This is a genomic window from Trichococcus patagoniensis (genome assembly GCF_003051085.1).
Lineage (GTDB): Bacteria > Bacillota > Bacilli > Lactobacillales > Aerococcaceae > Trichococcus > Trichococcus patagoniensis.
Map to the genome: position 1 here is coordinate 107896 of NZ_QAOM01000003.1, position 24849 is coordinate 132744.

The 24849-nt window shown below is 44.7% G+C and carries 19 protein-coding genes; 9 read left to right on the forward strand and 10 right to left on the reverse strand.

Going from position 1 to position 24849, the window contains the following annotated elements; translation table 11 throughout:
- Positions 1–19: 19 nt before the first annotated feature.
- The 3 genes from C8U37_RS02780 to C8U37_RS02790 are packed head-to-tail and all read right to left on the reverse strand — an operon-like array spanning position 20 to position 1903.
- The gene (locus tag C8U37_RS02780; RefSeq protein WP_108031742.1) at positions 20–1141 is read right to left on the reverse strand and encodes a sodium ion-translocating decarboxylase subunit beta; all 1122 of its coding nucleotides are present in this window, start codon (positions 1139–1141) and stop codon (positions 20–22) included.
- A gap of 26 nt (positions 1142–1167) precedes the next feature.
- Positions 1168–1560 (reverse strand): acetyl-CoA carboxylase biotin carboxyl carrier protein subunit, encoded by a 393-nt coding sequence (locus tag C8U37_RS02785; RefSeq protein ID WP_108031743.1) that lies wholly within the window; start codon positions 1558–1560, stop codon positions 1168–1170.
- Positions 1561–1576: 16 nt separating this feature from the next.
- Positions 1577–1903 (reverse strand): hypothetical protein, encoded by a 327-nt coding sequence (locus tag C8U37_RS02790; RefSeq protein ID WP_245879743.1) that lies wholly within the window; start codon positions 1901–1903, stop codon positions 1577–1579.
- Positions 1904–2302: 399 nt separating this feature from the next.
- Between C8U37_RS02790 and C8U37_RS02795 the strand changes: the two genes are divergently transcribed.
- The 3 genes from C8U37_RS02795 to citG all read left to right on the forward strand — a co-directional run bounded on the left by C8U37_RS02795 (position 2303) and on the right by citG (position 5336).
- Complete coding sequence (locus C8U37_RS02795; RefSeq protein WP_108031744.1) at positions 2303–3646, forward strand: CitMHS family transporter; 1344 nt, start codon at positions 2303–2305, stop codon at positions 3644–3646.
- A gap of 129 nt (positions 3647–3775) precedes the next feature.
- Positions 3776–4486, forward strand: coding sequence for a GntR family transcriptional regulator (locus C8U37_RS02800; protein WP_108031745.1), 711 nt, complete (start codon positions 3776–3778; stop codon positions 4484–4486).
- Positions 4464–5336 (forward strand): triphosphoribosyl-dephospho-CoA synthase CitG, encoded by an 873-nt coding sequence (gene citG / locus C8U37_RS02805; RefSeq protein WP_342749367.1) that lies wholly within the window; start codon positions 4464–4466, stop codon positions 5334–5336. Before C8U37_RS02800 ends, citG begins: the two co-directional genes overlap by 23 nt.
- Positions 5337–5338: 2 nt before the next feature.
- On the opposite strand, the gene C8U37_RS02810 is transcribed toward citG, so the two are convergent.
- Positions 5339–6049, reverse strand: a complete 711-nt coding sequence (locus C8U37_RS02810; RefSeq protein WP_108031746.1) for a response regulator transcription factor — start codon at positions 6047–6049, stop codon at positions 5339–5341.
- Between the two features lie 95 nt (positions 6050–6144).
- On the opposite strand from C8U37_RS02810, the gene C8U37_RS02815 reads away from it, so the two are divergent.
- Positions 6145–7986, forward strand: a complete 1842-nt coding sequence (locus C8U37_RS02815; RefSeq protein ID WP_108031747.1) for a sensor histidine kinase — start codon at positions 6145–6147, stop codon at positions 7984–7986.
- Positions 7987–8086: 100 nt separating this feature from the next.
- Here the strand turns inward: C8U37_RS02815 and C8U37_RS02820 are convergent, their stop codons facing one another.
- Positions 8087–9730 carry a phosphoenolpyruvate carboxykinase (ATP) gene (locus tag C8U37_RS02820; RefSeq protein ID WP_108031748.1) on the reverse strand — a complete coding sequence of 548 codons (1644 nt, stop codon included), beginning with the start codon at positions 9728–9730 and terminating at the stop codon, positions 8087–8089.
- A 254-nt stretch (positions 9731–9984) separates the two neighbouring features.
- Between C8U37_RS02820 and C8U37_RS02825 the strand changes: the two genes are divergently transcribed.
- Complete coding sequence (locus C8U37_RS02825) at positions 9985–10581, forward strand: helix-turn-helix domain-containing protein (RefSeq protein ID WP_108031749.1); 597 nt, start codon at positions 9985–9987, stop codon at positions 10579–10581.
- A gap of 367 nt (positions 10582–10948) precedes the next feature.
- Here C8U37_RS02825 and C8U37_RS02830 read toward each other — a convergent pair whose 3' ends face one another.
- From C8U37_RS02830 to C8U37_RS02845, 4 genes are all read right to left on the reverse strand, one after another.
- Positions 10949–11446: a hypothetical protein gene (locus tag C8U37_RS02830; protein WP_108031750.1), complete on the reverse strand. Its 498-nt coding sequence runs from the start codon at positions 11444–11446 to the stop codon at positions 10949–10951.
- Between the two features lie 274 nt (positions 11447–11720).
- Positions 11721–12884 carry a M20 family metallopeptidase gene (locus C8U37_RS02835; RefSeq protein ID WP_170100169.1) on the reverse strand — a complete coding sequence of 388 codons (1164 nt, stop codon included), beginning with the start codon at positions 12882–12884 and terminating at the stop codon, positions 11721–11723.
- Between the two features lie 574 nt (positions 12885–13458).
- The gene (locus C8U37_RS02840; RefSeq protein WP_108031752.1) at positions 13459–15252 is read right to left on the reverse strand and encodes an AIPR family protein; all 1794 of its coding nucleotides are present in this window, start codon (positions 15250–15252) and stop codon (positions 13459–13461) included.
- A 14-nt stretch (positions 15253–15266) separates the two neighbouring features.
- Positions 15267–18125: a DEAD/DEAH box helicase gene (locus C8U37_RS02845; protein WP_211306104.1), complete on the reverse strand. Its 2859-nt coding sequence runs from the start codon at positions 18123–18125 to the stop codon at positions 15267–15269.
- Positions 18126–18325: 200 nt separating this feature from the next.
- Here C8U37_RS02845 and C8U37_RS02850 point away from each other — a divergent pair, with 200 nt between their 5' ends.
- Together C8U37_RS02850 and C8U37_RS02860 are read left to right on the forward strand one after the other, a co-directional pair.
- Positions 18326–19144: an aldo/keto reductase gene (locus C8U37_RS02850; RefSeq protein WP_108031754.1), complete on the forward strand. Its 819-nt coding sequence runs from the start codon at positions 18326–18328 to the stop codon at positions 19142–19144.
- 447 nt (positions 19145–19591) lie between these two features.
- Positions 19592–20932: a DUF1576 domain-containing protein gene (locus C8U37_RS02860; RefSeq protein WP_108031756.1), complete on the forward strand. Its 1341-nt coding sequence runs from the start codon at positions 19592–19594 to the stop codon at positions 20930–20932.
- An 84-nt stretch (positions 20933–21016) separates the two neighbouring features.
- Here C8U37_RS02860 and C8U37_RS02865 read toward each other — a convergent pair whose 3' ends face one another.
- Positions 21017–21757, reverse strand: coding sequence for a sulfite exporter TauE/SafE family protein (locus C8U37_RS02865; protein WP_108031757.1), 741 nt, complete (start codon positions 21755–21757; stop codon positions 21017–21019).
- 439 nt (positions 21758–22196) lie between these two features.
- Here C8U37_RS02865 and C8U37_RS02870 point away from each other — a divergent pair, with 439 nt between their 5' ends.
- Together C8U37_RS02870 and C8U37_RS02875 are read left to right on the forward strand one after the other, a co-directional pair.
- The gene (locus tag C8U37_RS02870) at positions 22197–23354 is read left to right on the forward strand and encodes an ROK family transcriptional regulator (RefSeq protein WP_108031758.1); all 1158 of its coding nucleotides are present in this window, start codon (positions 22197–22199) and stop codon (positions 23352–23354) included.
- 240 nt (positions 23355–23594) lie between these two features.
- On the forward strand, positions 23595–24833 hold the full coding sequence (locus C8U37_RS02875) for an MFS transporter (protein ID WP_108031759.1): 1239 nt from the start codon (positions 23595–23597) through the stop codon (positions 24831–24833).
- Positions 24834–24849: the final 16 nt, after the last annotated feature.

Sequence of the window (24849 nt, forward strand, 5' to 3'; positions counted from 1 at the left end):
CTCCTTTCAATGAACCTTCTTAACTAAAGAAGGCAAGTACTAAACCACCAGCGATTACCGATGCAATTTGTCCGGATACGTTCGCACCGACAGCATACATCAAAATAAAGTTTTGAGGATCTTCATCCGTAGCCATTTTTTGGATAACACGGCTTGACATCGGGAAGGCGGAAATACCGGCTCCACCGATCATTGGATTAATTTTTTCAGTTCTGAACAAGTTCAGCAGTTTTGCGAACAATACGCCGCCGATTGTGTCCATGATGAAGGCAACCAAACCGAAAGCGATGATCATCAATGTTTGGAAATTCAAGAACAAATCAGCCTGCATTTTGACGGAAATCGTAAGACCCAACAGGATACTGATGATGTTTACCAATTCGTTTTGGGCAGTCAAGGAAAGTCTGTCCAAGACGCCACATTCGCGCAACAAGTTACCGAACATCAGGAAACCTACCAACGGAAGGGAAATTGGTGCGATAAAACCGGCAACGATCGTAATGATGATCGGGAAAAGAATTTTTGTCATTTTGGATACGCCTTCCGCTTTGTAAGTCATGCGGATGCGACGTTCTGCTTTGGTAGTGACAGCTTTGATGGCGATCGGTTGGATGATCGGAACAAGCGCCATGTAGGAATAAGCGGCTACAGTGATCGGTCCTAGTAGATTAGGCGCCAACTGGTTGGATACGAAGATGGCTGTCGGGCCATCAGCGGCACCGATGATACCAATTGAAGCGGCTTCTCTGATATCGAATCCGAAGAAGATAGCGACTACGATTGTAAAGAAGATACCGAATTGAGCGGCAGCACCGAATAATAACATGAACGGGTTTTGCAATAGCGGACCGAAATCGATCATGGCACCGATACCGATGAAAATCAGTAACGGGAACAGCTCTGTGCTGATACCTGCTTCGAAGAGAACATCCAAAACGCCCTCTGATTCAGATCCGTTGACCATTTGGGTCAGAACGCCGGTACCTGGGAAGTTGACCAAGATGGTACCCAGTCCCATAGGCACTAATAATGTAGGTTCGTACTCTTTCTTTATTCCTAAATAAATCAGGGTAGCCCCGATAAGCATCATCACGATTTGACCCATCGTAATGGATGTAATTCCTGCTAATAATGTCTCCATTTATTCACTTCCTCCTAATAAAATAATTATGCGATGGTGATTAATGCATCGCCGGCATTTACGACTTGACCTTGGTTCACATGGATACCGGCTACTTTACCAGCATGGTTTGCGACAACTTCATTTTCCATTTTCATTGCTTCAAGAATCATCAAGGGTTGGTTTTCTTTTACTTCATCGCCGATGTTCACTAACAGTCTTAGGATAGTTCCTGGCATTGGGGATGTCATTGCATCTCCTGAAGCCGCTGAAACTGGCGCTGCAGCCGGTGCCGGTGCTGCTTGTTCCGCTGGCGCCGCTACTGGAGCTGCCGGTGCTGCTGCAACTGGTGCGTGAACCGGTTGTTGCACGCCGCCGATTTCTTCCATTTCCACTAAGTATTCCTTACCATCGATTGCAATCTTAAATTTTCTTAACATTTATAATTCCTCCTTATTATTTAACCTGACTTATTTTTTTTACGACAAATTTACTTTCAGGCATGGTGCCTGCCGCAAGGCTTGCGGAAATCAGCGAAACAAGATGAGCCTCGGGATTACGCTTCATAATATTTTTTACCACAAACTGCGATTTAGGATGATCTCCTGCTGCGATTGCTGTCGCGATGACACTGACTAGTTCATATTCATTCGGATCAGTGGGTATAAAAGCTGGAATTTCAATCAGGTCATTTACGGGTGCACTGGCAGAAACAGTTTCTGGTGGTACTGGCTCAGGCGCTGTTGTGTCCTTTTTCCCAAAGAAACCTTTGAAAAAAATCATTTTCTCACGTCCTTTCTATGGATTTAATCCCATTATAGAAATTTCTCTCATTAAAAACAGGTCAATACGCCCGTTTTATTGTTTTTTTTATGTTCTCAAAACGCTAAACCACCACAAATACTGTCATATCAACGTTTATAGCCATTTAAGACTTTTTTAATATTTGGTTAAGCCGCATTTAAGAAAGCGTTTCAATTCGTGTGTGTTTTGTGTGTTTTTTTAAAGTAACGGCTTTCAATTAACTTGTAAAGTAACTATTATTGCTCTTAGAGAGACAGCCCAAACAACTTCGGGTTTTTTAAATTAGAAAAAATGTGAATCTGTTCACTTACCTTATTTAAAGATGGAAGCAGTCGGGGACTCTCAAAAAACTTTTTTATAGTCGGAAGGAGAAAAAAAATGTTACTTACAGTCTTATCTTATGGAATGATCGCAATCTTCATGTACGTGATCATGAAAAAGAAATTATCACCGTTCACCGCATTAGTAATCATCCCTCTTGTTTTTACGCTTATCGCTATGGCAACGGGTGTTACCTCAGGAAACATTGGGGAATTTGTTTTGGAAGGGGTAACCACTACTTCTAAAACAGGTATCATGTTATTGTTCGCTATTCTATACTTCTCTATCATGTTGGATACTGGTCTATTCGACCCTATCACTAAGAAAATGATCCACTTCGCTAAAGGCGATCCGATGAAAGTCTTGATGGCAACTGCTGTCGTTGCTGCGACTGTTTCCTTGAATGGTGACGGAACCACTACAACATTGATCTGCGTTTCAGCATTTCTTCCTATCTATAAGAAATTGAATATGAACGTAATGAATCTGGCTGTATTGATCATCCTGCAAAACACAATCATGAACTTGCTTCCATGGGGCGGTCCTACTGCTCGTGCAATGGCTGTTCTGGAAGTTGATGCAAGCATCCTTTCTTACCTTGCTCCTGGTATGGTATTGGCTTTAGCATATGTTATTTTCTGGGTTGCACCGCACATGGGCCGCAAAGAACGCGCTCGTTTAGGCGTTAAAGTCCTGACTGATGAAGAAATCGATGAAATGACTACTGTTACAGACCCTGAAACACAAGAAATCCGTCGCCCAAACAACTTCGTATTCAATGCCATCCTTACAGTCGGCCTGATCGCTTGGTTGGTTGCTGGATCGTTCATCGAAGCTATCTCAATGCCACCATTGATGTTGTTCTTGGTTGGTACGTGTATCGCTTTGATGGTGAACTACCCTGCTCTTAAAGATCAATCTTCTCGTATCGGCGCAAATGGCGGAGACGCTGTGCAAGTAGTTATCTTAGTATTCGCAGCTGGCGTATTCATGGGCTTGTTCCAGGGTTCCGGAATGGCTACTGCTTTGGCAGAAAGCTTCGCAACAATCATTCCTAAACAATTGGCAGGTTTCTGGGGAATCATCATCGCCCTTGTCTCTGCACCAGGTACTTTCTTCATCTCCAATGATGGCTTCTATTTCGGTGTCTTGCCTGTATTGGCAGAAGCTGGTCGCTCTTACGGATTCACGAACATGCAGATGGCTTTGGCTTCCCTGATGGGTCAAGCATTCCACCTACTTAGCCCATTGGTAGCATTCATCTACCTGTTGCTTCGTTTGACTGGTTTGGACATGGGCGCTTGGCAGAAAGAATCTGCGAAATATGCGCTAGGAATCTTCCTTATCTTCTTAGTGACAATCGTATTGTTCGGCAATATGCCGCTTTACATCCCGCAATAAAGAAACGTATAATCCTTATAAGGAATGGAAAGCCGGGCGACTCTGCTCGGCTTTTTAGTATAAAGGAATCGCTCTCAGAAAGAACTAACCAACCGTTAACCAAAAAATAATAGGATGAAGGGGAAAAATATGAGCACTATAATCAAAGCAGTCAGCAAAAATTTGGACCTTAGCCAAAACATGCCTCTCAAAGACCTGATATACGAGGCTTTCCGCAAGACCGTCATTTTAGGCGAAATCCCAGCCGGAGAACGCATCAACGAAAAAGAATTCTCCGAAAACATGAACATCAGCCGCACACCCATCCGCTACGCTCTGAAAAAGTTGACCGAAGAAGATTTAGTGAAACACGTCCCTGGAGTCGGCGTCGTCGTAAAAGGCATCAGCATAAAAGATGCGTACGAAATTTACGATATCCGCAAAGCACTGGATACCCTCGCTACAACAACAGCCATGAAGCTGATGACAGCCGAGGATTTCAAAGTGATGCGCCTGCATTTGGAATATTGCGAAGTGTTGAATCAGGAAGATAAAGTCGAGGAATTACAGCAGAAATTTTTTGAATTCAATGATTTCATATACGAAAAAAGCCAGATGCAACGCTTGAAGTCCATCGTTCTGAAGCTATCGGAATACTTGATGTACTTCAGGGACATTTCGATCAGTTCGAAGGAAAGACGTGATTTTGCTTTGGCGGAACACTGGTTGATCTACCGCGGAATGAAGACTCAGGATGCGCTCCAGATCCAACTCATCACCCACGAACATTTGGATCGCTCGCTGAATTTTATCGTCAAAGAAATGGAGAAACGTAAAATTGACTTTGAAACCAATGAATGAGCTGCTCGTCGAAATTGCCGGACAAGCCGAGAAAGCTCTCCTTTATGAAGTAGCATTGACGCCAAAACCCGGTCTGGTGGATCGCAACAACAACGGCGCCCACTCCGACATGAACTTCTTTACTTTTTTGGACAGCATCGTCAGCCTGAGCCCTTACCTGTACCAATATGTAAAATTAGGAATCGAACATGAAGGAACCGCAAAAGAGTTGTTCCATAAAGTCCGCTCAATGGGCGTCCACGCCGAAAAAGCGATGTTGGCCGCCACCAAAAACATCAATACCCACAAAGGCGCCAACTTTTCATTTGCCGTTCTGTTGGGGGCGACCGGCGCTTGCATCGGTCGGGGTCTGCAGCCTCCTTTCACACAAAATGATACGCAAAAAGTGCTCTCCTATGCCCAAGAAATGAGTCATGGATTGGTGACGGATGATTTTGCCGATCTCGCTGCCAAAACCTCCTTGACGTATGGAGAAAAATTATACCTCCGCTATGGCATTACCGGTATCCGCGGCGAAGCCGAAGCCGGCTACCCTGCCCTGAGCGAACTGATTTTGCCGTTTTTAAGAGAAAATCAAGGCCAGCCCATTGAAACGCTATTGTTGGAGACGCTGCTCTTGTTGATGAGCCAAGTCGAAGATGGCAACATCATTCACCGTGGAGGCGTCGATTCATGGCAGACAGTCAAATCGGAAGCAAAAAAACTCCTGCAGGCTTCAACGGAAGACAACCTGAAAGAGTTGATGTACAGCTATGACCTAGTCTTGATAGAAAGACACTTGAGCCCGGGAGGAGCTGCCGATCTTTTATCATTAGGTATCTTTTTTGCAAAATTGGAGAATCTGTTCTGATTCTATTCGCCGTCCGGGCTGAATGTATAGCCGATTCCCCAGACAGTCTTCAGATAACGCGGTTTTTTCGAGTCATCCTCGATTTTATTGCGCAAGTAGCTGATGTAGACCATGATCAGATTGTTGTCGATCTCACCATCATTCCAGACGTTCGCATAGATTTGCTCCTTCGAAAAAACTTGATTCGGATTTTCCAGGAAAAACAGCATCAATTGGATCTCTTTGGAGGAGAGGGCGATATCTTGCCCCCTCTTTTGTAATTGATACAGGTTTTTATCGAAGGTAAAATCGCCCACTTTGATGGTGCGACTGTTGGGATTTGTTTTTTGTGACTGGATGGTCTTCATCCTTTCCAATGTACTCAAAATTTGAGCCCGCAAAAGATTAGGCGAAAAAGGCTTCGTAATATAATAATCAGCACCTGTTTCGAGACCGTTGATGATATCGGTCTCGCTTTTTTTGCCGCTTATAAATATAATAGGGGTTAACGGATAGTCGGCGCGGATCAGCTGCGCCAGATGATAGCCGTCATTCTCATATTCCAGACTGATATCCAACAGAAAAAGATCAAACGTCACACGGGTCATGATATCCAGTGTTTTTTCGATGGAATCACTTTGGTAAATAAGAACGCCCGTTGATTGCAGCGACTTCCAAATAAGCCGTCTGATTGCGATATCGTCATCCACGACGAGTATTTTTTGGTTGTTCATATTTTTCCTCCTCAATGTTCTCTAGTTTCGCAAGCAGAACATCGTTTTGTCAAGTGGTTATTTACATACTATACATTTTTTAAGAAAGGGCTTTTATGATGGAAAACAAACCGACGACACGCATCATCAATATCATCATGACAGGGTTATTCATCATCATCGCGATTACCTTGGTCACGATTGCGGGCAGCTTCTACACCGTGGAACAGAACGCCAAGAAAAGCGGTCAGGAACAACTGATGCGCACCTTGAATTATGTGACGAACAACCTGAAGCTTGTTATCGAAAACCGGTCCTTATCGCTTCAGCAATTCTCCCATGAGCTGACTTCCGATAATCACCTGGAAGCGCCACTCGCCGCTTCCGAAAGAGAGGCGATCATCGCCGCTTATTTGGGGGCCTATGCAGATCAAACCAATCTGTTGATACAGCTTGACGGCTCAGGTGTTTTGGCGGAGGCTTGGCAGTTCAAAAATGGTGCCCTCCAGGAACTCTCCGAAGATATCGCCGAAACTTATCTGCAAGCGGACCCGACTCTGGAAACTTTACTCAGCAGCGGCTCGCTTGTCCAAAACAGCAGCGAATATTTTCTGGAAAACCAATCGTTCGTCAACCTTTATTCCCAAATCGTTGCAACCGATGGCCAAATCAACGGTTATTTTATCGCACCGTTGAACCTTGAAAATATGTTCAAGGCGGAAATATTCAGCGATACTAGCGACTACAGCGGCTATCCATTGGTGAAGAACGCCGATATGGAAGTCGTCATCCATCCGGTCGAGAGCCAAGTTGGCCTTGATATCATCTCCGGCCGCCAGGAGCAGTTCCCGGATTTGGACCTTTCCGATCTGAGACGCTTGGAGGAAGCCCAACTCACCCAAGAAGAAGGAACGCTCAGCTATTATTCCTATTGGTGGGGTGAAGAGAATCCGACCAAGGTCCTGAAACTGGGTGCCTTCGAATGGATCGACATCGGCGCAGCCCACTGGGTCATCTCCCTGAACTCGGATTTTTACGAGCATAACCGTGTGCCTATTCAAAACAATTATATCCTATTGAGCCTGTTATTGCTGATTTCTGCTATAATTCTCATCTTCATCCTTTTGATCAGGGGTTACAACAAAAAGAACCAGGCTTACGAAGAAAGCCAACGCCTCATCGAAAAACAAAAATTCGAAAATGAGCGCCATCAACTGGAAAAAAGGATCCTGAAAGAAAGCAAACTGGAAGCCATCGGACTTTTGACCACGACCATCGTTCACGACATGAACAATTTCCTGACGCCTATCCTGGGGAATGCCCAGTTGTTGATGGAAGACTATGCCGAGAACGAAGAATTGGTCAGCGAACTGAAGGAAATCTACCTTGCGGCGGAAAAAGGCAAGGATCTCTCCACAAATGTGTTGCGTTTTTCCAAGGTCAGCGAGGGGCAACAAGATACCGTGCATGATCTTACGCAAGTGCTCAAGGACACCATCTCCGAAATCACGATCCTGACGCCGAAGAGCATCAAAGTAGAGAGTGATATCGCTCCCGGCATCTTGGTTGAAGGCTTCGACAAGCAGGACTTGCAGGTGGTCCTGTATAACCTTCTGACAAACGCCTTCCAGGCGATCGACAAACGTCCCGGCAATGTCAGGATCAGGCTGAAAAAAGCTGATCCCGAATGCAATGCCGATTTGCAGAAGCGCTCGATCGTCACTAAAGACAAAGAATTCGCGGTCTTGTCCATCACAGACGATGGCCCCGGAATCAAGGAAGGATTGGAGAGCAATGACCTGTTCGACCCGTTCTTCACCACGAAAGGCAGCAACGGATCCGGATTGGGATTGTTTGTGGTATCTTCCATCGCGGATAAATATGATTGGCAGATCAGGCTGGACAGAGCCCAAAAAGGTTTGACCGTCTGCATCAATATCCCACTCCAAAAAAGTTGATACGACAACAAATGAAAACCAACAGCATTATTCCTGATTGACGGGGACAATGCTGTTGGTTTTTTCTTTTCAGATCAGGGATTAACCGATCTGCTGGCAATTACAGAGACTGGACAATCTGGTCAAATGCATGGATGGCTTCATCCGGAAGCGGACAGTCTGGATGTTCTTGGTTGAACGACTGCAGGAACTCCGTGCGCATCGTCATCCGTTCTTTGACCAGTTTCTTGTAATTCTCGTCTTCCAACGGCGGTTCATAGCCTGGCACATCCAAGTATGCCAAACCGGTCCCGTCCCCGAAAGGTTTGAATACAGCGGTCTCTTCGACGATGCTTTCGATTACGCCGAGTGTGATATCTTTGGTGATGTCCTTATTCAGGAAAGCGCCGGTATTGATGATATAGCAATCCACTGCTTCTTTGCTCAGCAGGGCTTTAAAATCTTCGTAATCTTCGATCAACGGGTAGACGCGGAATGGATTGGCATAAGGTTCGATAACCAACCGATCCCGGTCCTCGCCCTTTCTTGCGGTTTCCGCAGTCGAACGTTTCGTCGCCAACGTGGCTCCAAAAGTGGCGGCAAGTATTGGATCCTCGATTTTGACGAGCGGCGGCAAGGCGTCATCTTTCATGATCCAGTAAATGCCCTCGATCGCCGAATGGAACTTGTCCACTCTATCAGGTGTCACATAACGGGACTTGACGGTCCGGCCGTTGCCGTTGCGGATATCCTCCGTCACCAATACACGTTTCCCGTCCACGTCCTTCGTCACACCGACGTTCTGTGCCGTCAAGAAATATTCCTGCTCAGGATGGTCGGCCGGATAATCCTGCGTCTTGTCGAAGTAGGCAGGCTCCAGCGCAATCGAGGACCCGTCAAGCAGATCGATGATGAAGGCATCGTCGTGCAAAACCTTCACTTTGTATTTTCCGTTGTGCTTCGAATGCGTCAGGGTCGATTTGCCTGAACCGGACAGACCGAAGAACGCAAAGACGCGTTTCTTGTCTTCCAATACAAATTTCTTCAGGCCGCCATGGCAGGAAGCATACCCGTTGCGATGCGCGGTACCCCATGCCAATGACAGCGTGCCTTTTTTGAATTCCCCAAAGTACTGCATGCCCAAAATGCAAGCAACGTTATGATCAGGTTCAAAGTAGGCAAGACCCAGCGGATAATCGGGATGGCGCCAGTCAGGATCCGTATAGATGTAGATATCCCCTTCATCATATTTTTTTGAATGCGCGTACAATTCATTGTACGTGTCATTGGCCCACTGGAAGTTCAACAACCAAGAATACAGATTATTTTCGTTCCCTTCCGGAAATGCGATATGCGCTTTGATGATGAACGCTTCATCCAAGCCGACATAGCCGGTTGTCTGGTGGTATTTCTTGGTACGGTTCTGGTAAATGACTTCACGGACTATCGCGAACAATTGCTCGTCTTCCGCTTTGTCCTCGCCAACAATCCTTCTTGCTTTAGCGGTCCGTCCGACTATTTTGCCACCGTTTTCGACCAGCACTTTGGCATCTTCAGGCAGGCCCAATTTAGCCGTCTCTTTGATGGGAAGGTCGGTTACGATGACCCCTGGCGATACTTTAGCCAATTCATAGGCTTCTGCTAGCGTCGTCACTTCATGCATGTTGCTGCCATAGAAAGCAGTTTCGACTGTTGTGCGTAATTTGGTTAACAATGGATTGGATTTTTTCAATGCCGATCTTTCGTACATTTCGATTGTTGCCATTTGCGACCTCCGTAGTTTTGATGCCTTCATTATAGTATGCTTTTCTGTATTTGTGCTGATTACGATGTGTACTTATGATGTGCTTGATATTTTGAACAGTAAAAAAACACTTGCTTGGTATATGAGACTTCATTGCATCCGGGAAGTGTTTTTTCACTGTACTATATTTGGGAGTACACAAAAGAAACACCACATCCCGAAAGCTTAATGCTACTATGTAAACAACTAAACAAGTAATAACGGAGGAATGAATAATGCTTACCGTAGCCGAAGCAGTCAAAATACTCAGCAAAAAAAACATTACCCATTCAGAAGAAATGGTCCGCAGATGGATCCGCAAAGGGAAAATCAAGGATGCTGTAAAATTCAGCAATAAGGAAGGTTGGTTGATTCCTGAAGATTCATTGGAAGAAGTCATCGCAGCCAAAACCTACATGAATAGCGGCATCAAATCGACTAAGGAATACCGCAAAGGCTATCAGGATGCCTTGGCGTACATAAAGGAACGGGATTACGAACTGATCAAACAATCTCCACCCGTTTATGAGAAAGAATTCACGATTTATCGGGATGATGCCTTGGACTTGGCGGAGGACATGTTGCCGGAAACGCAACTGGTCAACCCTTTCAAAAAATTTGTGGATGATACGCTGTTCAAGTGTAGCCACGCAGAACCGCTGTCTTCCATCGTCGTGAAAGTATTGAACAACTGGGTGCTTGTCGAGGATACAAACGACATCTACAATATCGCAAAGCTTCCGAATCTGAACGTGACTTTTGAGGACCATCTGACGCGCGCTCTATTGCGTGATCAGTTCAACACATTCAAGAGAACAAGTCTGGCAGTATAAGTTTAATTCCATAAGCGGTTGTCGGATAACCTGTAAGTATCGGACAAGCGGCACTCGCTTCCACCCGTAGTTGTCGGATAACCTGCAAGTATCGGACAACCGGCACTCGCTTCCACCCGTAGTTGTCGGATAACCTGCAAGTATCGGACAAGCAGCGCTCGCTTCCATCCGTAGTTGTCGGATAACCCGTCAGTATCGGACAAGCAGCGCTCGCTTTCATCCGTAGTTGTCGGATAACCCGTAAGTATCGGACAACACCAGTAGCGTGCCCACAAAAGAAAAACATGAAGCTCCCTCGAAAGCGAGGTAGACTCCATGTTTTTCTTTTGCTGTTCTGTATCGCGAATCCGGGGAACCGACTGCCTGTTTAGATTTCCGACAGTCTGTCCTTCACGCTCTCGTATTCCTCCTGCGTGATGAGGCCTTCCGCCAATATTTCTTTTAAGCAGTGGATTTCCTCTTCCAGGTAATCTGACAAAACGGGTTGCGGATTCTTTAAGGAAGTCTCTTTTTCATCCGGACGCAAGCCTTGGATTTTGTCCAAAACGACATGGAAATGAGGCTCTTGCTTTGCAGCAGAGTTGGTGGACATTTCCACAAACCAGCCATCAAACTTCATCCTTAATTCCTCTTTCAGCATCTGCGTGTACTGGATGCTGAACACATCCTCTTTATGTCTATCGTCAGCCATTGCCTTGGATTTGATCAGATATATTTTTTCGTCGGTCACCAACACATATTTTTTCGGATTCTCTTTCATCCCGAAATGCAGATACTCCCCATCAGAACAGTATTGCTCAGCTAATTGCAGAATAACATCTTGGCATGTTACGGACACAACTGTCTTCTCACCAATCTTGACCATGTTACCACTCCTTCTGCTTAATCCCCCGGAAACATCCACTCACTCATTTTCTCGGCCTGCAGGCTACGCGAATCGGTATCTACGGCTGAAATGCTATACCCTATTATCGCATCCGGAACGATAAAAGTGCTGTTCTTCCGGTGTGCTTCGGCAAGTATTTCAGTCGCGGAAATCCGTCACAGAAGTACAAAAAAACAGCAGCGCAGAGGACCGGAAAATGGCCTTCACGCTACTGTTCTGTTTGATATTTTTTCCTAGTTGCATCGTTTGGGTTTCACGTTACGGAAAGACGATCTGCACTTTCGCAGAACATCTTCCGCCGCCTCATCTCTGCTATGACGGCGGTCAAAAAATCCAAGCGTTGCAGAATCGACTCTAGCTCAACGTATTCATGTTCGGTATGGAAACCGCTGCCGATAAGACCAATGCTGCAGACCGTCGGGACCCCGACACTGGTAGTGAAGTTGGCGTCGGATACGCCTCCCGATTTCTTGAACGAAACGAACGTGTCCATTTGCTTGCCAACATCCTCGAAGACGCTCCGCAACGCTTTCGCTCCCGGCACATCAACCATTGGCGGCCGCTTGCCGATGACTTCGATGTCAATGCCGATCTCCATTTCGGTTGCATGACGCTGCAATTCCTCCAGCATATCAAAGAAGGCCGTGACGTTCACGGGATTTGAGTAACGGTAGTCCAATTCCATCTGGGCATGCTCGGGGACGACATTCGGCACACTGCCGCCTTGGATAGTGCCCGCATTGACAGACACACCGGCATCGTAGTCAATCAGGGTATTCATGCGAACGATCCAATAAGCCAATTCGTTGATGGCACTGCGCCCGTCTTGGGGAGCATCGCCGGCATGGGATGGCCGTCCCTTGAAATGGATTTTCAGTTTTTCGATGCCTTTTCTTTCCTTGATCATCGACCCGTCCGCCTCGCTCGGTTCCATGACGAAGGCAAACTTGGCAGTTTTCGCTTTCTCGATGATCACTTCGCGGGAATAAAAGGAGCTGATCTCCTCATCCGGATTGTGGATCACACAGATGTTGAGGTTCGCCTTCAGTTCTTCGGGCAAGTTTTCCAGCAAATAAGCCGTCAACAGGCTGCAGCCTTTCATATCGTAGACACCAGGCCCATAGAGGCGCTCTCCTTCTATCCTGAAAGGCCGCCTGCTCGCTTCCCCATCCAGGAACACGGTATCGGTGTGGCCGATGAAGAGCAGATCGATGGGTTCGTCCGGAGCATTCATCGCCACCAGAACCGGCCCCACCTCCGGACCGACCGAAACCATTTCGGTATGAAAGCCCAGCTGCCGATATTTCTCTTCCAAAAGCGCCGCCACTTCTCGTGTGCCTGCAGGGTTTCTGCTGCCACTGTCGATATTGACGATCGCCTCCAATTCACGTAAATACTGATTCCTATCGAAGCCCATAGCCATTCCCCCTTGGCGAAATTATAGCATCCACCCCTGTCTAAAATATACCGTTTTTTTAAAGCGTTCTCAAATTAACCCTGACATTGGTTGATGCAAATCATGACATGGGTTATTCCTATACCAACTTGAAGCACCCTGGTTGACTTCTTTATAGCATCAATCCGACTGTTGATGTCAGCAAAAATTATTTTTCTTATCTTTCGAAGAGCCCGCAATTCTCCCAAATGATTAAATGCTTAGGTCACAAACAGTATGGATTATCATACGATAAACAATTTTGAGGAGATAGCTACATCAAGAATATGAATTTGTAAGTAAATGGAACGTAAAAAAAATCAAAGGAACTTTTGTACCGATGCCTAAAAAGCCATTTTCTATGATGAATGCTTGGACCAGCAAGAATCTGATATAGAAGGATTTGAAATTTTATGCTAGGCACTACCACTGAAGAACGGTTGCTTTTTGTTAGAAGATTATTTAGTTTGAATATTGAATATTATCTTTTCGAATAGTTCTTTGTATAAATTTAACCTTCAATTGTGTATTCTTTCTCACGTCAGGTATTATTTTGTTAAATTTGTCTCTTTAGGATTTGTCCTAATTCCATAAGATTTTCTTTGACCTTATACGTTGAAGTTACATAGCTAGCAAATCCGGCTACAATATCTTCTAAATATTTTTTATCTGTCTTAAAGAAATTGCTGACACTCGTTACTTGGTTTGCATTGTATTGCATAGTATATCCATGATTTAAATATTCAACAAAGAGACGTATTAAGAATTCAAATTTATTGTCTATATCATCTTCATGGTAATTTGAAATAAAAGAGCCATACGTAAAATCTCTTATTTCTAATAATAATGGTTCATTCTTTAATTCAATAATTGAAAAATCTTCGTTTATCAATCGATAAACCACTCCAAACAAACCCATAATAACTGTCTTACCATTATTAAATATATTAGATTCATCTACAGAGAATTGACTTACTCCCTTTTCTTTAAACCTCTTACTCAAATTATTGTATCTTTCATTTAACTCTATCAAATCTAATAAAAATTCCTTTTTATGAATATCTTTATTATAATTATTCTTGAAAATAGAATTGTAATATTTATTATTTGAAAATAATGATTTTTTATTAGATCTTGCAGTTCCTGGTTTTTGATTTACAAAAGAGAAAATTATTTGAGCAAGTTCATCATTTCTAATTTTAATTGCATATTTACTTTCAGCTTCAACGCCCCTTTTAATCTCTAATCTGATTTTATGCTCTTTCAACATATTCTGCAGATTTCTCATTTCTGGTGCGTTAGCTTTTAAATCTTTCGGTTGAATAGGTTTTTGTGAATTTGTAGCTTCGGCAATTTTATTGAAAAATTCTAAGCTACTTTGAGCAGAAAGTTTTTCTTTATTTTTTAGTATTTTGCACGGAATATAAAAATCATCATTGTTGTTTCCCTTATATTGGCTTATAAGCGTTGTTGTCTGTCCACCGTTAACGATAGAAAAACTGTATAGTTTTATTTTGTTCCCATCAGAATAATAATCTTCACATGCGATAGTTAATCCATTATTTAAAAACCAAAAATTATTACGGTCGTTATCAATGGTATTTTTAATGCCATCATCAACATTCTTATTACGAACGTATCTTCTAATATTTAAATTAAACAAACCTTTTTCACTATATTTATTGTATGTTTTAACTAGTGACCTAGCGCTTATGTTTACAAATATCCCTTCCAGTTCATCTGTTTCATACTTTAAGATATTTTTTGGTTGATCAATTATAAGTTCAGTGGAATCCACTGTTTCAAAATCAGATTTAATTTTATCAACAATATTTTCTAGATCATTCTCGTTAAGAATATCGACATCAGAAACTTTATTCATTGCATCTTCAATTTTACCTATCACTTTTTCCTTTGAAAAATTGGATAAGGACGAAAAAATAATTTCGACGTTTCCAGTGTACTCATCAGTTAGTCTATCTAAATCATTTTGAAGCACACTTTTCAATTTATTATTGTAGTATCCTGTTCTCGACTGCAAAAAGTCTTGAATAGTGTTGGCTGATTTATTTATTTCAGCAACACATTCATTCACATCAATATTTTTTGATAATTTATTTTGACCAACCATTACTTTATTTTCATCTTCGTCAAAATAAACAAAATCTATACCTCCGTCATTTGCAGAATCAGTAATTCGTCCTTCTAACTCATACCATATTTTATCGAGATCAGGTTCTTTATAGCAGTAATATTGTAAAAGTAAGACATTGAATGCTTGTTCACGCGTAAGTGAGACGTCGTACTTTGCAACTTTTTCTTGAATAAAATCAAGTTCATTCTTAAGCATAAAATGTTCCCCCTTTATTTCAATAGTTCCGGTTCAAACTCTTGATACAATTCCCAAGGCACTTCCTTTTCCAGTCTATATTGGATTTCGATCGGTTTTTCGTTCCGATGGGATATTGGTGTAATTTCACCGAGATAGATGAATTTGGAAGTGACGTTATCTATCTGTTTGAATTTGCGGGCAAACAGATGCAACGTCACGCCGCGGTTTTCGGAATTGACGAAATCCTGCCCGCGATCCGTAGTGACTTTTGTGCTATTTGGCGACTCCCACTGGAATTGCTTGGTGCTGATGAATTTGTCCTTATAATTGACCCGTTCCTCCACATCTTCGCCTTTATGGAGGTCGACAAAAAAGAAATAATGGTTAATTTCATCATTTTTCAGGACGCCTTGTCCCCTAAAAGATGAATGGGTCTTTTGATAGTTGGATACCAAAGCGATATCCCGCATAGTATATTCCTCGTAAAGTTTCAGATGCGGAATTCCATAATTCAGGGTGCCGAAAGCTTTCAAGTAGCGCATCCGTCCGTAATGCAGGATATCCGTGATGAAGAAACGATAGGTCTCATCGTCAAGGATTTTCGCAAACTCCGGTGTACGCTGCAGCGTCAGATTGGAGTCCAAGGAAACGATAGCTCTCGTTTTATCTCTTTCTCCTTTATCCGAAAATTCCATGGCTAATGTGCGGAAGGCATGCAATACTGTAGCCTCATCCACTGAGTCTACGTATTCCAACAGCTCACTTTTCGCTTCCGCCAACGTACAGGTCTCGTAAGATAACAAGTGCTCCAAGATGATCCATTCATGCGGACGGATCAAAGGCAGCCATTGGGAAAGTGTCGACAGAATATTCATAAACAGCGTGTCTGAAGTCAAAGTTTGCACATATTCATTGTTCTCTTCCACTCTGTTGATAAACTCGAGGTAATTTCTTGAAGACACTGTTCCGGCTCTGTGAAAATAAGTCACCGGATCGGGAGCAGCGTCCACTTTCAAATAGTCCTGTAATGACCAAGGAATTTTCCCGCTATTCAGGTTCTTGAACTCCAGATAACTGTTTTTCAAGTAGGCCAGACTCGAAAACTTCTCCTGTTCGAGCTGTTCCAGAATCTGTTGTTTGCTGACTTCGTCCAACTGGATATGGGTCGCTCCTGGCAAATCCGAGAAATTGCGTTTCACTGACGTTTTGACGCTGTCCTTATCGTAAAAGCGGCGCCCGTTCAGAGCGATCGCAATCAGGAAGCTTTTGCTGTAGTTGCCGATGAAATCCAAAACCGTCAGGAATTCCTTGTTGTCTTTTTTGCGCAAGCCACGTCCCAATTGTTGTGTGAAAACAATGGAAGATTGGGTCGGCCGCAGCATCATGACCAGATTGACTCCGGGGATGTCGATCCCTTCATTGAAGATGTCTACGGTAAAAATCACTTCCAGATCAGAATCTTCTGCTTCCAATAATTTCGTGTAGGCTTCCCTTCTTGTTACTTTATCACCACCAGATAAGGCGATGCTTGGGATACCCCGTTTATTGAATTCCGCCGCCATAAACTCCGCATGCGCAATCGTCATACAGAAGCCTAACGCTTTTCGTTTCAAACCATCATGCCCGTAGTAGTTCATTTTCTCGACGATGAAGTCCACTCTCCGATGAACACTGAGGCGCTTTGCAATTTGATCAGGCGTCAGATTCTCCGAATCCTTTAAGTCGACACCCGATTCATCGGTGATGCCAAAATAATGGAACGGAACCAGCAAATCATATTCCAACGCCTCGCGCAGCCGGATTTCAACCGGTACATTGTTGTCGAACAGGTCAAAGATGTTGCCGCCATCCGTCCGCTCCGGAGTCGCAGTCATCCCTAGCAGAAACTTGGGATTAAAATGCTCGAGAACCTCCATATATCTTGGACTGGTCGCATGGTGCGCTTCATCCACGATGATATAGTCGAAATGCCCCGGGTCATATTCTGCATAAATATTCTTCATGCTCTGGATCGTCGCAAACAAATAATCAGACTGATGCTCTTTCGATGTCCCCGATAAAATTCCGGTCGATTTATCCTTCAGATTGATTATTTTTTTGAAGGACGACAGCGCACTATGCAAGATGTCTTCCCGATGAACCAAGAATAACAGCCGCTCTGGCTTCGTCTGCTTCACATCAAAAGCGGCTAAAAAAGTTTTGCCCGTCCCGGTGGCAGCCACCACTAATGCCTTCTCCTGGTGCTTTTCACGCAGCCGCATCAGTTTTCCCATCGCCAATTCCTGCATCATGTTTGGTTTGATTGAGGGTCCGCGCGTAAATTGGAAAACCATGGGATAAGACTCTTGGACAACAAGGTCTTTTTTGCGATCCATTAAGAAGCTTGCGTAGTCATCGATGAAGGCATCGTCCAATATTTCACTGCTCTCCCAAATCAGGTTGTAGGCTTCCATGATTTCCGAGATGAATTCCTCGTCCTCATTACCGTCCTTGGTGATGATTTGAAGATTCCATTCGATGTTGCTCTTCAAGGCGCTTTGGGTAATGTTGGAAGAGCCGACAATGACTTTATAATAATTGGTATATTCAAAAATATAGGCTTTAGGATGAAAGCCGGTTTGTTGGGTTGCGACAAAGATGCGGGTATCGATATGCTGGAAAGCTTTTAAGCGGGTCAACGCATAGGGTTCCGTAAAGTTCAGGTAGGTTCCGGTCAGTATTTTTCCTGACGCGCCATTCTCAGCAGCCCTTTGGATCGGATCCAACAACAATTGCAGTCCGGAAAAGTTGATGAAGGCCACGTTCAAGTAAAAGCGTTGGCACGTTCCCAAAGATTGGACCAATTCATCCAATAATGTGCCTTTTTTGCTGTTGGTAATTAACGAATACATGGCTTCACCTCGCTTTTTCTCTTTAATCATGATTTTATCATACTGATAATATTTTACTAGATCATGTCGCAATAATTATTCTATATACGCACATCTTCTTCTCAGCTTTTTTGGCCTTTCGAGATGTATTCTTTTACATCTGCCACCAACTGTTCTAAACTGAATAATAGTAAACGTTATCATACTCAGGAGGTTATTTAATGACAGCTAAAGACGTATTCACTTTTTACAACGGTGTGACGATTCCCTCAATCGGTTTCGGGACGTGGCAAATCCCCAACGAAGAAGCCTATGCGGCGGTAACGATGGCTTTGAAAAACGGCTATACGCACATCGATACGGCACACGCCTATCATAACGAAGAAAATGTCGGAAAAGCGATCCGCGATTTCGGCATCGCCCGCGAAGAAGTGTTCGTGACCAGCAAGTTGCCTGCGCAAATAAAGGATTTCGACGGTGCGCTGCAACACTTCGAAGAAACCATGAGCAATCTCGGTCTGGATTATTTGGACCTTTACCTCATCCATGCGCCATGGCCATGGAACGAAATCGGCAAGGACTGCACTGAAGGCAACATCCAAGTTTGGAAAGCCATGGAACAGCTCTATGACGAAGGCCGGATCCGCGCAATCGGGGTTTCGAACTTCTCCATCAAAGACCTGCAAGCGATCCTGGACAACTGCGACATCGTACCGATGGCGAACCAGATTCCTTACTACATCGGCCGCAACCAAAAAGACCTGCTGACTTTCTGCAAAACGCACAAAATCCTTGTCGAAGCGTATTCACCTTTAGCTACAGGTGCTATTCTGGATAGTCCGGAAATCAAGCAGATGGCTGGAAAATACAGCGTGACGCCGGCGCAATTGTCCATCCGTTACTGTCTGGAGAAGGATACTTTGCCTTTGCCGAAGTCTACGCACGAGGCCCGCATCATCGAAAATGCACAGCTTGACTTCACCATTTCGCCGGAAGATGTAGCCATTTTGGATGCGATGAAGGATGTCCGCGCAAATTAATTTAAACTCAAAAAAATCCTTGAAATGGGCGTTCATACCCATTTCAAGGATTTTTCTACTTTTACAGATGATAATTTTTACGGGATGGCATAAGGCCGAAGGAGACGAGCCCCACGAAACCAGCAAAGCGAATAACAAAAATCAGGGGCGATCTCGCAACGGGGCCGCTCTTACATCCTTATTGCGATCTTTTTGGGATCTGGTGCTTCCTTTTGCCATAAATGTCAGCGCGGATTGTTCCGTTTGTGTATTTCCTGTTGCAATATTAGTGGGTTTTAGTAAAGTTGAAAATAAATATTGTGATGGTCGCTCCGAGCCTGTATAATTAAATGTAAGTTAACGTTTACATGAGTTTGTCAGCTTGGGTTCTTCCCAATCGGGCAAACAGCAATTTTCATATTTTATTTTCATTTACCAGTTTCAACACTATAAGATTGGGGGAAACTTATGATACAGAAAAGACAGCCTACTATGAGTGGCATAGAGGAACTCTCCGAGCGATTAAAATACGGTTTATTGGCCGGTTTTGCCTTATTGATGGGCGGTGTGGCATTCCTGTTCAACAGCCCGCGGGAAATTTATGAGGGCAACCTCACCATCCTGGCCTCTCCGGCTAACCTATTTACGGATTACATGGCTTTGACGAACGTCGGGTCAGCATTGTTCAACGTTTCGCTGATGACGCTGCAGGCCATCTGGATCGTCCGGATGGCGGATGCAAAGATAAACGGCCCGGTCATAGCCGGCATTTTGACGATTGCGGGATTCGCCTTTTTCGGCAAGAACTTATTCAATTCCATGCCGATCAGCATCGGCGCCTTCACTTATGCAAGAGTCACAAAAGTACCGATGCATAAATCTTTGCTGGCCGCCCTTTTCGGCACCGCCTTGGCCCCATTGGTCAGTGAACTCTCCTTCAGCCTCGGCATCGGTCAACCCTATGGTGTGTTCCTGGGGCTGGGTGCCGGTTTTATTTCCGGCTTCCTGATTCCCCCACTGGCGCATCATTTCGTTACCTTCACAAGGGGATTCAGCCTCTATAACGTCGGCTTCACCTGCGGCATCATCGGGACGGTCTTCATCTCTTTGATGCGCAACTTCGGCTTCGAAATCGAAACGGTGAACATCCTTGCCAGCGGCTACAATGGTCCCTTTTCGGTGATGCTCTATTCACTGTTCAGTGGCATGTTCCTGATTGGCTTGAAGCTCAATGGGTGGAGCTTCAAGGGGTTGAAGCGGATCATGCGCCATTCGGGCCAATTGTCCACTGATTACCTGGAGCTTGGCGGTTTGGGTGCGACGCTCATCAACATGGCTTTGCTCGGATTCCTGGCTACAACATACATTCTTTTGATGGGTGGAGAAATAAACGGCCCAGTTTTGGGCGGAATCTTCACAGTCGTAGGCTTCGGAGCCTTCGGGAAAAACGTCAAGAATGTCCTGCCGATTCTGATCGGGGTCACACTGATGGGTCGACTCAACTATCAGGACAACCAGTCCACCATCGTACTGATTTCGGCACTGTTCGGAACAACTTTGGCGCCGCTGGCAGGTCGTTACGGGAACATAGCGGGTATCATTGCCGGAGCCATGCATCTGACGTTGGTCATGAACATCGGGTATCTACATGGCGGCGTAAACCTCTACAACAACGGCTTTTCGGGTGGACTTGTGGCTTCGATACTGGTACCGATCCTGGAAGCATTCCACCTTCACCGAGCCAACCAACGCGCTTTGCGTGGAGGAGTCGATCCGGCTGATGAAATTGAAGTAGATCGTACTAATTAACAGAAATATCCAGTCAGATTTTTTAAAACAGAAAAAAGAGATACCTTACGAGGGGACTAAAGTCCATTCATAAGGTGTCTCTTTTTAAATGAACAAACGTATCGCCGCAATCGCGGTCATAATCATGATGATGCGTTTGTACCACACTTCGTTTATCTTCCGGACGAATCTGATGCCCATCCAACTCCCCAATCCGATAAAAGGAATCATCAGCAACATGTACCGCAGTGTTCCCCAAGTGACGGTCCCCCACATAAAGATATGGAAAGGCAACTTTACAATATTCATCAGCAGAAAAAACCAAGCCGTCGTTCCGATCATTTTGTTCTTGGTGAGATCCTGTGACAGCAAATAGACATTGAAAATGGGTCCTGCGGCATTCCCGACCATCGATGAAAATCCGCTGACAGCCCCGACCATCCAATGGAAGATTGGGTTTTTCGGAAGCGGCAAAACTCTTTTGGCGATCTCTCTATAAACCAACAGCCCCAGACAGATCAAAACAACGATACCCAATAAGGCTTTGAACTGCTTGTCATCGAGATAATTGCCCATGATGGCTCCACCGACGATGCCGACTACGGCTGCAGGCAATAATTTTAGGACGTCACTGAATTTACCTTGTTTGCCGTACTGAAAGATCGCGATCAAGTCCCCCAGCATCAGCATCGGCAGCATAATTCCGGCTGATGCCTTCCCGCCGAACAGAACCGCTACGAGTGCCACGGCCGGTATTGTCGCGCCTTGTATGCCTGTTTTGGAAAAACCGATGATGAGCGCCGCAATGATCAGCATCACCCATTCTATTCCATTCAAACCCAACATTCTGATATATGCCCCCTCCCGTGATTCCTTTCATTTTACCGATTATCACAAAAAATGACAATGACTCAGGGACCACAATCCAGAAAACGCTTAATCACTTTGTCTAATTGAAAAAAAGTACTCGTTAATTGGGTTTGGCGGTCATCCAAACCTCGCATTCACCCTCAAAAAGTGTTAAAATGTAACCAAAGACGAATGCCCGCAGTGCCTGTTTCCCCCACCCATCGCTCTTCAACGAGCCCACTTTTGTCTTCGCCATCTATGTAACCGCATTCAAAAACAAGTTTCTGACGACTATACAAGGTATTTCCACCTCCAAGAGACTTTCTGGAACACGTTCGATTGTGCATCAAGATGGCCTTTCTTTGTATATTTTTCAGATCCATCACCTTTCTTACGCCCAAAACTCAAAAAAAATTTGTAAAGGGTGTGACACACCATGATCGTCAACCGTAACACAATCAGGGAACAAAACGAGACCATCGTTTTGACAGCAATCATCAATCATCCCAATACTTCAAGAGCTGCCATCTCTCATGATTCCGGACTCAATAAGGCAACCGTATCTGAAATTGTCAAAAAACTGCTCAAGGAAAAACTTGTCGTCGAACTCGGCACAGGTCAAAGTTCCGTCGTTGGCGGGAGAAAACCGGTGTTGTTGAAGGTGAATGCGAATGGCGGATACGCGATGAGTTTGACCATTACACAAACAAAGATTTCTTCTCTCGTCTGCAATCTTCAAGGCAGGATCATCGCCCAGTATGATTTGGTCAGAAAAGTGGAAGCAAGTAATATCATCGACAGCATCGAGGAAGTGGTCCTTTACCACAGGAAGAGCCTCAATAAGACACCGTTTGGCTTCGTTGGCATTGTTGTGTCCATCGACGGCTTTGTGCATGAAGATGAGATAGTAGCCTCAACCAACAAAATGTTGGAGCATCTGACTGCGAAACATCTGGAAAGCCATACCATCAACTGCCCGATCTCTCTGGAAAATCAGAACAATCTGGCGGTGATTGCCGAAGCGGCATTCGCCCAGTCTCCAGGCTACATCATCAGCATCGAACTTGGCGAGGGCATCGGTTCCGGAATCCTCTTGAAGAACCGTTTGTTCCGCAGCAAAAACAGTCTGGCTGGTAATCTGGGGCACACAATCCTCTTTCCGTTCGGGAAACACTGTGATTGCGGCAAACAAGGTTGTCTGAATCAGTATTGTTCAACTGCTGCTTTGGTTTCAGAAATAAGGGACTTGAAAAAGGATTCCGCCCTTCAACTGGAAGATTTGATTGCATTGTACAAAAATGGTGATGAAGAAGCTAAGAGTGTTGTGGAACATCTTGTGCAGCACTTAAGCATCGCAATCAGCAATCTCGTCAGCCTACTTGATCCGGAAAAAATTTATCTGAACGGAGAACTTTTCCGTGCGTTGCCGGAATGCGTGAATGCGATCCAAACAGAATTGGACGAAATGTCGACACAAAACGTTCCGGTCACTTTGTCCACGTTGGGGAAAAATGCTGCACTTTTGGGCGGAATCGCCTTGGTGCTCCAACAATTCTTTCAAGTGCCGCAACTGGAACTGCATCTTGATGATTGAATGTCCGATGCAAGGTTTTCTTAAGAAATCAGCCTCTTTCTGGCGTCACACCCTCCGGGGTGTGACGATTTTTTTGACAGTCTATTGCTTTTTGTTGATTATTAATATAAAATTTTAAATACAGAGACATGTATCCGGTTTCACAAAACGACATTCCATATTGTGGAATGCCTTTTTGTTATACGGAAAATCTGATATGAATCATCTTTGACCTATTATGATGTAGAGAGGAACTATTATATGACCTTACGCCACTATCTATCTTTTTTATCTGCGGCCTTCTTGATCATGGCCATGTATATTGCCGGGAATGCGATCGGTTTCTTCGTTGAGCCGATCACCACGGAATTAGGTTTCACTCGCAGTGCCTTTTCGCTTTACATCAGCCTGTCGACTTTGACCGGCGTCTTTGTGCTTCCCCTGATTGGTCAATTTCTCCCTAAATTTGGCGCAAAACGCTTGCTGATCGGAGGAGGTCTCTGGGTTTCGCTTGGATTTGTTTGGTTGGCATTCGCAACTCGTTTATGGCAATTTTATCTGGGAGGCATCTTCCTCGGATTGTTCATGATGCCAATCACTATGTTTCTGGCGATTTTATTGATCAACAATTGGTTCACCGCCAAAAAAGGATTGATGATGGGATTGTTGAATGCCTCCGGAGGACTTGCGGGAGCCATCGTTTCGATGATCATGCCGACATTTCTGGATAATTTCGGTTGGCGCATGGGTTACTTTCTGATTGCAGGACTTTTCGCGCTCTTGACTGTACCGAACGCCCTCTTTTTGTTGGTGGAAAATCCGGGTACTATCGGCCTGAACGCTTATGGGGATGAACTGTCCGCTCGAACCCAAAGCAATCAACCGATACATGATCTGTCCATCCCTTATGAAGAAGCCAAAAAGATGAACTCGTTTTACATTCTGTTCATAGGGATTTTCCTTTCCGCTTTCGGAGGCGGGATGATGCAACATTTGCCAGCGCACTTCAGCGGGATGAACTTCACATCCGGACAGGTCGGCACATTGTTCTCGCTCGTCATGGCCGGCATGATCATCGCCAACATTTCGGTAGGAGCCCTCAATGACAAAATCGATTCGACCATCACCCTTACAGTTGTCGTTGTCTGCATGGTGATCGCCTTGTTCTTCCTTGCGACCACTCGCTCTTTCCTGGCCTTGTCGATTGTGATGTTCATCCTCGCTTTCGGACTAGGCGGACCAGCGGTATTGACCCCGTTGGTCGTGAGCGAAGTCTTCGGTATCGGGGATTACCCGCGCATCTGGTCCATTCTCGGCATGGCGCCTTCCATCGGGATGTCCATCTCCGGCCCGCTATGGGGAGCCGTTTATGACGTGACCGGCTCCTATGCAATCGGCATGTATGCGATGATGGGCTTGGCCATCATCTACGGCATCTGTTACCTTTTCGCACTGAAGAGAGGCCCGTTAAAACAGTCTCTTAACGTAACCGGCATCTAAAATCAGATAGGTTGAA

Excerpts from the sequence above, each read along its gene's own strand:
- C8U37_RS02780 (WP_108031742.1), bottom strand. The coding sequence starts at position 1,141 with ATGGAGACATTATTAGCAGGAATTACATCCATTACGATGGGTCAAATC.
- C8U37_RS02785 (WP_108031743.1), bottom strand. The coding sequence starts at position 1,560 with ATGTTAAGAAAATTTAAGATTGCAATCGATGGTAAGGAATACTTAGTG.
- C8U37_RS02790 (WP_245879743.1), bottom strand. The coding sequence starts at position 1,903 with ATGATTTTTTTCAAAGGTTTCTTTGGGAAAAAGGACACAACAGCGCCT.
- C8U37_RS02795 (WP_108031744.1), top strand. The coding sequence starts at position 2,303 with ATGTTACTTACAGTCTTATCTTATGGAATGATCGCAATCTTCATGTAC.
- C8U37_RS02800 (WP_108031745.1), top strand. The coding sequence starts at position 3,776 with ATGAGCACTATAATCAAAGCAGTCAGCAAAAATTTGGACCTTAGCCAA.
- C8U37_RS02810 (WP_108031746.1), bottom strand. The coding sequence starts at position 6,049 with ATGAACAACCAAAAAATACTCGTCGTGGATGACGATATCGCAATCAGA.
- C8U37_RS02815 (WP_108031747.1), top strand. The coding sequence starts at position 6,145 with ATGATGGAAAACAAACCGACGACACGCATCATCAATATCATCATGACA.
- C8U37_RS02820 (WP_108031748.1), bottom strand. The coding sequence starts at position 9,730 with ATGGCAACAATCGAAATGTACGAAAGATCGGCATTGAAAAAATCCAAT.
- C8U37_RS02825 (WP_108031749.1), top strand. The coding sequence starts at position 9,985 with ATGCTTACCGTAGCCGAAGCAGTCAAAATACTCAGCAAAAAAAACATT.
- C8U37_RS02830 (WP_108031750.1), bottom strand. The coding sequence starts at position 11,446 with ATGGTCAAGATTGGTGAGAAGACAGTTGTGTCCGTAACATGCCAAGAT.
- C8U37_RS02835 (WP_170100169.1), bottom strand. The coding sequence starts at position 12,884 with ATGGGCTTCGATAGGAATCAGTATTTACGTGAATTGGAGGCGATCGTC.
- C8U37_RS02840 (WP_108031752.1), bottom strand. The coding sequence starts at position 15,252 with ATGCTTAAGAATGAACTTGATTTTATTCAAGAAAAAGTTGCAAAGTAC.
- C8U37_RS02845 (WP_211306104.1), bottom strand. The coding sequence starts at position 18,125 with ATGTATTCGTTAATTACCAACAGCAAAAAAGGCACATTATTGGATGAA.
- C8U37_RS02850 (WP_108031754.1), top strand. The coding sequence starts at position 18,326 with ATGACAGCTAAAGACGTATTCACTTTTTACAACGGTGTGACGATTCCC.
- C8U37_RS02860 (WP_108031756.1), top strand. The coding sequence starts at position 19,592 with ATGATACAGAAAAGACAGCCTACTATGAGTGGCATAGAGGAACTCTCC.
- C8U37_RS02865 (WP_108031757.1), bottom strand. The coding sequence starts at position 21,757 with ATGTTGGGTTTGAATGGAATAGAATGGGTGATGCTGATCATTGCGGCG.
- C8U37_RS02870 (WP_108031758.1), top strand. The coding sequence starts at position 22,197 with ATGATCGTCAACCGTAACACAATCAGGGAACAAAACGAGACCATCGTT.
- C8U37_RS02875 (WP_108031759.1), top strand. The coding sequence starts at position 23,595 with ATGACCTTACGCCACTATCTATCTTTTTTATCTGCGGCCTTCTTGATC.